Raw genomic sequence first — 6314 nt, forward strand, 5'->3', positions numbered from 1 at the left:
TGTATTTTTACCTGATGTTAAACCTCCGGCAACTATTCCTTCTTAACAATGCCCAAACATCATCAAGTCCGCGGTTATTAGAAATTGAGAGCGCACAGGGGATGTACCTGTATGGCCCAGATGGCGAAAAATACATGGATCTGGTATCGGGTTTCGCGGTGAGTAATATTGGGCACCGGCATCCATCGGTTGTAAGAGCAATAAAAGATCAAGTCGACAGGTACATGCACGTTACGGTGTATGGAGAATTTGTACAAGCACCGCAGGTGAAATTTGCAGAGAAGCTCGTATCGGTATTACCAGAAAATCTTAATTCTGTATATTTTGTAAACTCGGGAGCAGAAGCAACCGAAGGCGCATTAAAACTGGCAAAAAGATTTACCGGCAGAACAAAAATCCTATCCTGTAACAACGCATATCACGGAAGTACTCATGGCGCTTTAAGTGTAATGGGCAACGAATATTACAAAGAAGCCTACAAGCCTTTGTTACCAGATGTCTCGTTCATTAACTTTAATGACAAGGCAGACGTGACGAAGATTGACGGTGAAACTGCTTGTGTCATTATCGAAACTATTCAGGGGGAGGCTGGAATCCTGGTTCCGGATGCAGATTATTTTAAGATTTTGAGAGATCGCTGCACAGCAACCGGCACCCTGCTAATATTGGATGAGATCCAGACGGGATTCGGGCGAACCGGCAAATTATTCGCTTTTGAGCACTACAATATAGTTCCTGATATCCTTTTGCTGGCCAAAGGCATAGGTGGAGGAATGCCTATCGGCGCGTTTATCTCTAACCGCCATATCATGCACACCTTAACCGAGAACCCTATCCTCGGTCACATCACTACCTTCGGCGGCCACCCGGTTTGTTGTGCTGCTGGCCTGGCAACGCTCGAAACATTGCTGGCTGAAAATCTGATGCAGGATGTTGATAGAAAAGAAGCGCTATTTAGAAAACGGCTTGTTCATCCACGCATAAGAGAGGTGCGTGGAAAAGGCTTGATGCTTGCTATTCAACTGGATACGTTTGAACAAGTAGAGTCTTTAAGTAAAACAGCAACAGATAAAGGTTTAATAATTGATTGGTTCCTGCATTGTGATAATGCATTGCGTCTGGCCCCCCCTTTAATCATTTCCGAAGCAGAAATAGAACTTGCCTGCGATATAATTTTAGAACAACTCGAAAACCTCTGATAAAAGGATCGATTTTTGCCTCTTCTATTTTATAAATGTTTGTAATGCAGCATCCAAAGCGATGCCGTTATTGAAAAATTTTTCTTATATATTTACCGAAAGCGATTTTATGAGTGAAGCGGGTTTTTTAGAGAAGTATGAATTAACATCGAACGCCTGGGATGAGATGTTTAACATGGAGCACAAAATCCGCGCACCGTACCAAAAAGTAATCGACTATTTATCGAAAGAATCGATAGATGACTTAAATAAAAAGGAAGAACTGGCTAAGCGATTGTTTATGAGCCAGGGAATCACTTTTACAGTATACAACAGCGGCGAAGGTATCGAAAAAATCTTCCCATTTGATATTATCCCCCGTATAATAACTGCCGCCGACTGGACGTTTATCGAAGCCGGAATAAAGCAACGTCTTTCCGCATTGAACATTTTCCTTAAAGATATTTATAGCAATATGTTCATTGTAAAAGATGGCATAATTCCTATTGATATGATCTACTCTTGTCCGCACTTTCTGCGTGAGATGTTTGGAATTTCAGTACCTTACGATATCTATGTTCATATCGCCGGCATCGACCTCATCCGCGATAGCGATGGAAGTTATTATGTTTTGGAGGATAACCTGCGCACCCCTTCCGGCGTAAGCTACATGCTCGAAAACAGAGAAATAACTAAGCGACTATTCCCGGATTTGTTGCCACAGTGCAGAGTGAGAAGTGTAACGGAATATCCGGGAATATTATACAAAAATCTGTTAGCCATTTCACCCCGTCAAATCTCAAATCCAACCATAGTCCTGTTAAGTCCCGGAGTGTACAACTCGGCGTATTTCGAGCATACCACGCTCGCCCGTTTAATGGGTGTTGAACTGGTAGAGGGCCGGGATTTGATGGTAGATAATCATAAGGTGTATATGAAAACCACCAATGGCCGGCAACAGGTAGACGTTATATACAGAAGGGTAGATGATGATTATCTTGATCCTCTTGTTTTCAATCCGGGAAGTATTCTCGGTGTAGCCGGATTGATGAGTGCTTATAGAAAAGGCAACGTAGCCATTGTAAATGCGGTTGGAAACGGAGTAGCCGACGACAAGGCTATCTATTCTTATGTTCCTGACATGATCAAATACTATTTAAACGAAGAGCCTCTGTTGAAAAATGTACCTACCTACCAGTTGGGGAGGAGGGATCATCAGGAATATGTTTTTGAGAATATTCAAAGCATGGTTGTAAAAAAGACCAACGGAAGCGGAGGGTATGGAATGTTAATGGGCCGTTCGGCAAGCGACTCTGAAATAGCTGTTTACAAAGAAGAGATACTTAAAGATCCTCGCCAGTTTATTGCACAACCCACCATAAACCTGTCGGCGGCTCCCTGCTACATGAATGGGCGAATGATGCCAAGGCGAATTGACCTTAGACCGTTCGCACTTTGTGGCCCTAACGGGATAGAAATTGTTCCAGGCGGTTTAACCCGGGTAGCCTTAACAGAAGGTTCAATGGTTGTAAACAGTTCGCAAGGCGGTGGAAGTAAAGATACCTGGGTGCTTGCATCTTAAAATATATCATAATGTTAAGTAGAGTTGCAGCAAATTTGTATTGGCTAAGTAGGTATGTGGAGCGTAGTGATGGCATTTTAAGGATGTTAAAGATCAACTACGCATCAGCACAAGATTCCATTCACGAATTTAGCTGGCGGCCGGTGATTAAGCTCTATACCAAGCTTGAAGATGAAAGCCTCGACAAGATTGAACATGATAGCAGGGATGTTCTGTTATACATGATAGCTGGCAAAGAAAATCCCAATTCGATCATAAATATGATAACGCTGGCTCGGGAGAATGCACGAAGTGTTCAGGATCACATCACCAAAGACTTATGGCAATGTTTAAATGAGTACTATCATTTGATAAAGGACAATAAGTTGATATCCTTTCTCAAGAAAGACGATCCGATCTCTGCATTAGATATCTTAATCCGCCAGGGCATGCTCTATGGTGGAACCGCCGAAGCAACTATGGAAAGAGGAGAAGGAACGAGCTTTATGAATATGGGAAAGTATCTTGAACGAAGCATTCAGTCGGCAGACATTTTGGATGTCAAGTTCGGAACCATTAACAACGACCCCGATCTGTTAACCGATACTTCATACTGGAAACACCTCTTACTATCTTTAGGAGGATACGAGCTCTATTTAAAAACATACCGTCAGGGGTTCGAAGCCGAAAACGTTTTGGAACTGGTGGTTCTTAATAACGACTTCCCCAGATCAGTGCTTTATTCGGTGAACCAAGTCGCGCAACATCTGGAACGCCTGAGAATAAATAACAACATCTCCGAAATAAAAGAGATAACGATGCTGATCGGCCGGTTGGAAAGTCGTATAAAGTATAGTACCTTAACATCCATCAGGCAAGAAGGACTACATCCTTATCTATATTCAATAAAGAAAGACTTGTATGACATTGGTGATGCATTAAACGTTCAATACTTCGCTTACTCATAAGCTAACCCCATATATAAATGGCAACATTTAACATCAAGCATATTACCAGGTATACCTATACCGGCTTTGTGAGAGACAGCGCAAACCAAATAATCTTGTTTCCGGTGAATGATGGATACCAGGAAGTTTTAAAACATGATTTGCAGATCAGCGGCGAGCCTGTGGTTGATACGTATAAAGACTACTATGGCAACGAGGTAGGAAATTTCACCCATTGCCAACCACACTCTGAGCTGGAGATCTACTCTAAACTTTCTGTGGCTACACGCCATAAACCTCTCCCGATAGACGACATGTTCGCCTCTCTTCAATGGACGGATCTGGAATCAATAAAACTTAAGATCCCCTACGTTGATTACTTAATGCAGGAACATTTCGAAGGGCATGACGAATTGAAAGCGATTGTGGAACGTGAGCGAATCAGGCATGAAACTCCCTATCAAACTGCTTTAAGATACACCACATACGTGTTCGAGAACTTCAAGTACATCCCCGGCATTACAACGGTAGAAACAAAGTTAAACGAAGTTTGGAAACTGAAGGCAGGGGTTTGCCAGGATTTCGCCCATATTTTACTCGTAATGCTCCGCCTGGTAGACATTCCTTCGAGATATGTAAGCGGTTACGTGTGTCCAAACAAAAATGGAATGCGCGGCGAAGGCGCTACTCATGCCTGGGTTGAAACCTACCTGCCGGGATACGGATGGCTTGGACTGGATCCGACAAACAATTGTGTGGCTAATGAGACCCACGTAAGGCTGGCAGTTGGACGAAGCTTTGCCGATTGCACTCCGGTTAAAGGGGTGTATAAAGGCCAGGCCCGGCACACCCTTGCTGTGTCAGTATCAGTTTCCTACGAAGATGATCTCCCTGAGATAACTGAATTAGTTGATATTCCGGTCGAAAAACCCTCTGGCTTTTCAGTTAACAGCTTTCAGCTGTACACCGAGAGAATGGAGCAGCAACAACAGCAATAGTCAAAATCCTTCAACAAAAAGCTACTTGTCGAGGTTATCTATTTAACCAAAACATTCCTTATGTCTGAAAATGATAAAATCCCATCCCGCCTAACCCAAAAGGAGTCTTATATTGGGAAACAACACCCCGACAATGTGGATGAACCAAAAGATCAGGAAAACAATCCCTACCCCAAACAGGAACAAAGGGAAGGTGCGGATAACGAGCAGTATATTATTAATAATGCGAACGGAAATGGGATCAACCCCAACCCTTTAGAAAGCGGTAATGAGCCAGACTGGATAGACGGGCGAAAACAGAATGACGATTATATAGAAGACGCCACAGATTAAAGTAAGAAAGGGAAGTCATGCTCCCCTTTCCTATTTACATACCGTGTATCCAGCTAAACTGGTATTGCAAACCGGGCGATTTTATCCGTTCTGCTAATCTTATCAGGCGGTCAGGTAATTTCACTAAATAGTCTCTGGCTTTTTCCCCCGAATCATCAAGTCCAGTTACCTTTTCAATCTCCCATTCAGTAATCAGATCGCGTAAGATATCTACATAATCAATAGCAGTGTAAACCCCTAAGCGCTGAGCGGCGTCGGCAAAATGTGTAAAAGTCTCACCAGCCTTCTTTCCAAGTTCACGCAGGAAATGAGCAGGCATTACGATCTTTTTCCGCATCATGTCTTCGAAGGCAATCATCACCTCGTTAGGATCAACCTTCATAATCTGTGATATAAAATCTGTGTATGCTTTTGCATGTCTCGCTTCGTCGCCCGCAATAAAACCACACATCTTCGATAGCAACACATCACCCTCTTTTTTTGCTAATGAAGCCACGCGTCGATGCGAAACATTTGTAGCCAGTTCCTGAAAGCTGGTGTATATAAAATTTCTGTAAGGATCTCTGTCTGTACCAATATCAAATCCGTCGGCAATCAAATATTGTGTAGAGATCTCCATCTGGCGCATATTTACGCGACCAGATAGATATAAATACTTATTTAGTAAGTCTCCATGCCGGTTCTCCTCGCCGGTCCAATGTCTTAACCACTTCATCCAACCGCCTTCCTCGTCTTTAGATACACCTTCTACTGTCGCCAACCAGGATTCGTAAGTTGGCAAGGCCTCTTCGGTGATAGTGTCTCCAATAAGAACAGCAAAAAAGTCGTAGGGAAGGGCTTTAGCAGTTTCTTGTAATTCTTTTACCTCCTGTAAAAAATTCTCACTGCTAGAATCGGGTAAAAAATCAGCGGGTTGCCAAATGGTATCAATGGGTTTCAAATAGTTCCCAATATTGTCCAGCATATATTTTTCAATATGCTGCATTACTTCTCTTCTTGCACCGTAATTGATGTTCATGCTTATTTTTAAAGTGGCAAAGATAAAGATATAAATGAATTCTTTGCCATAGTGTATAATAGAAACCAGCGAGTAAAACTATAGTTTTATGCGAATTGCGATAAAACATAAGCTTGCAGTTTCATAAACCTACTAAGTACTCGTCGCCTCGACTGTAGTTGAGAGGCCCTGCTTTCCTCGGGGAGAATCCACAAAAAAAGCCTTGCAGTTTCCTGAAAGGCTTTTATAAAATTTGGCACCGACCTACTCTCCCACGTGTTACCGCAGTACCATTGGCTC

General features: G+C 42.7%; 6 protein-coding genes. 5 read left to right on the forward strand and 1 reads right to left on the reverse strand.

Translation table 11 applies throughout. The features are described 5' to 3' along the window. Positions 1 to 14 precede the first annotated feature (14 nt). The 5 genes from J3P43_RS19145 (at position 15) to J3P43_RS19165 (ending at position 5017) form a co-directional block, all read left to right on the forward strand. Positions 15 to 1199, forward strand: coding sequence for an aspartate aminotransferase family protein (locus J3P43_RS19145; protein WP_255905510.1), 1185 nt, complete (start codon positions 15 to 17; stop codon positions 1197 to 1199). A gap of 61 nt (positions 1200 to 1260) precedes the next feature. Then, positions 1261 to 2760, forward strand: coding sequence for a circularly permuted type 2 ATP-grasp protein (locus tag J3P43_RS19150; RefSeq protein WP_255905512.1), 1500 nt, complete (start codon positions 1261 to 1263; stop codon positions 2758 to 2760). A gap of 11 nt (positions 2761 to 2771) precedes the next feature. Further along, a complete protein-coding gene (locus J3P43_RS19155) occupies positions 2772 to 3707 on the forward strand; it encodes an alpha-E domain-containing protein (protein WP_255905514.1) in 936 nt (311 codons plus the stop codon). Positions 3708 to 3724: 17 nt separating this feature from the next. Then, on the forward strand, positions 3725 to 4684 hold the full coding sequence (locus tag J3P43_RS19160; RefSeq protein ID WP_255905516.1) for a transglutaminase family protein: 960 nt from the start codon (positions 3725 to 3727) through the stop codon (positions 4682 to 4684). Positions 4685 to 4744: 60 nt separating this feature from the next. After that, entirely contained in the window at positions 4745 to 5017 is a 273-nt protein-coding gene (locus J3P43_RS19165; RefSeq protein ID WP_255905518.1) for a hypothetical protein, read from the forward strand. Positions 5018 to 5051: 34 nt separating this feature from the next. Here J3P43_RS19165 and J3P43_RS19170 read toward each other — a convergent pair whose 3' ends face one another. Beyond that, the gene (locus tag J3P43_RS19170; protein WP_255905520.1) at positions 5052 to 6035 is read right to left on the reverse strand and encodes an acyl-ACP desaturase; all 984 of its coding nucleotides are present in this window, start codon (positions 6033 to 6035) and stop codon (positions 5052 to 5054) included. Between the last annotated feature and the right edge of the window lie 279 nt (positions 6036 to 6314).

The organism is Paradesertivirga mongoliensis (genome assembly GCF_024436395.1).
In the GTDB taxonomy this organism is placed as follows: Bacteria; Bacteroidota; Bacteroidia; order Sphingobacteriales; family Sphingobacteriaceae; genus Paradesertivirga; species Paradesertivirga mongoliensis.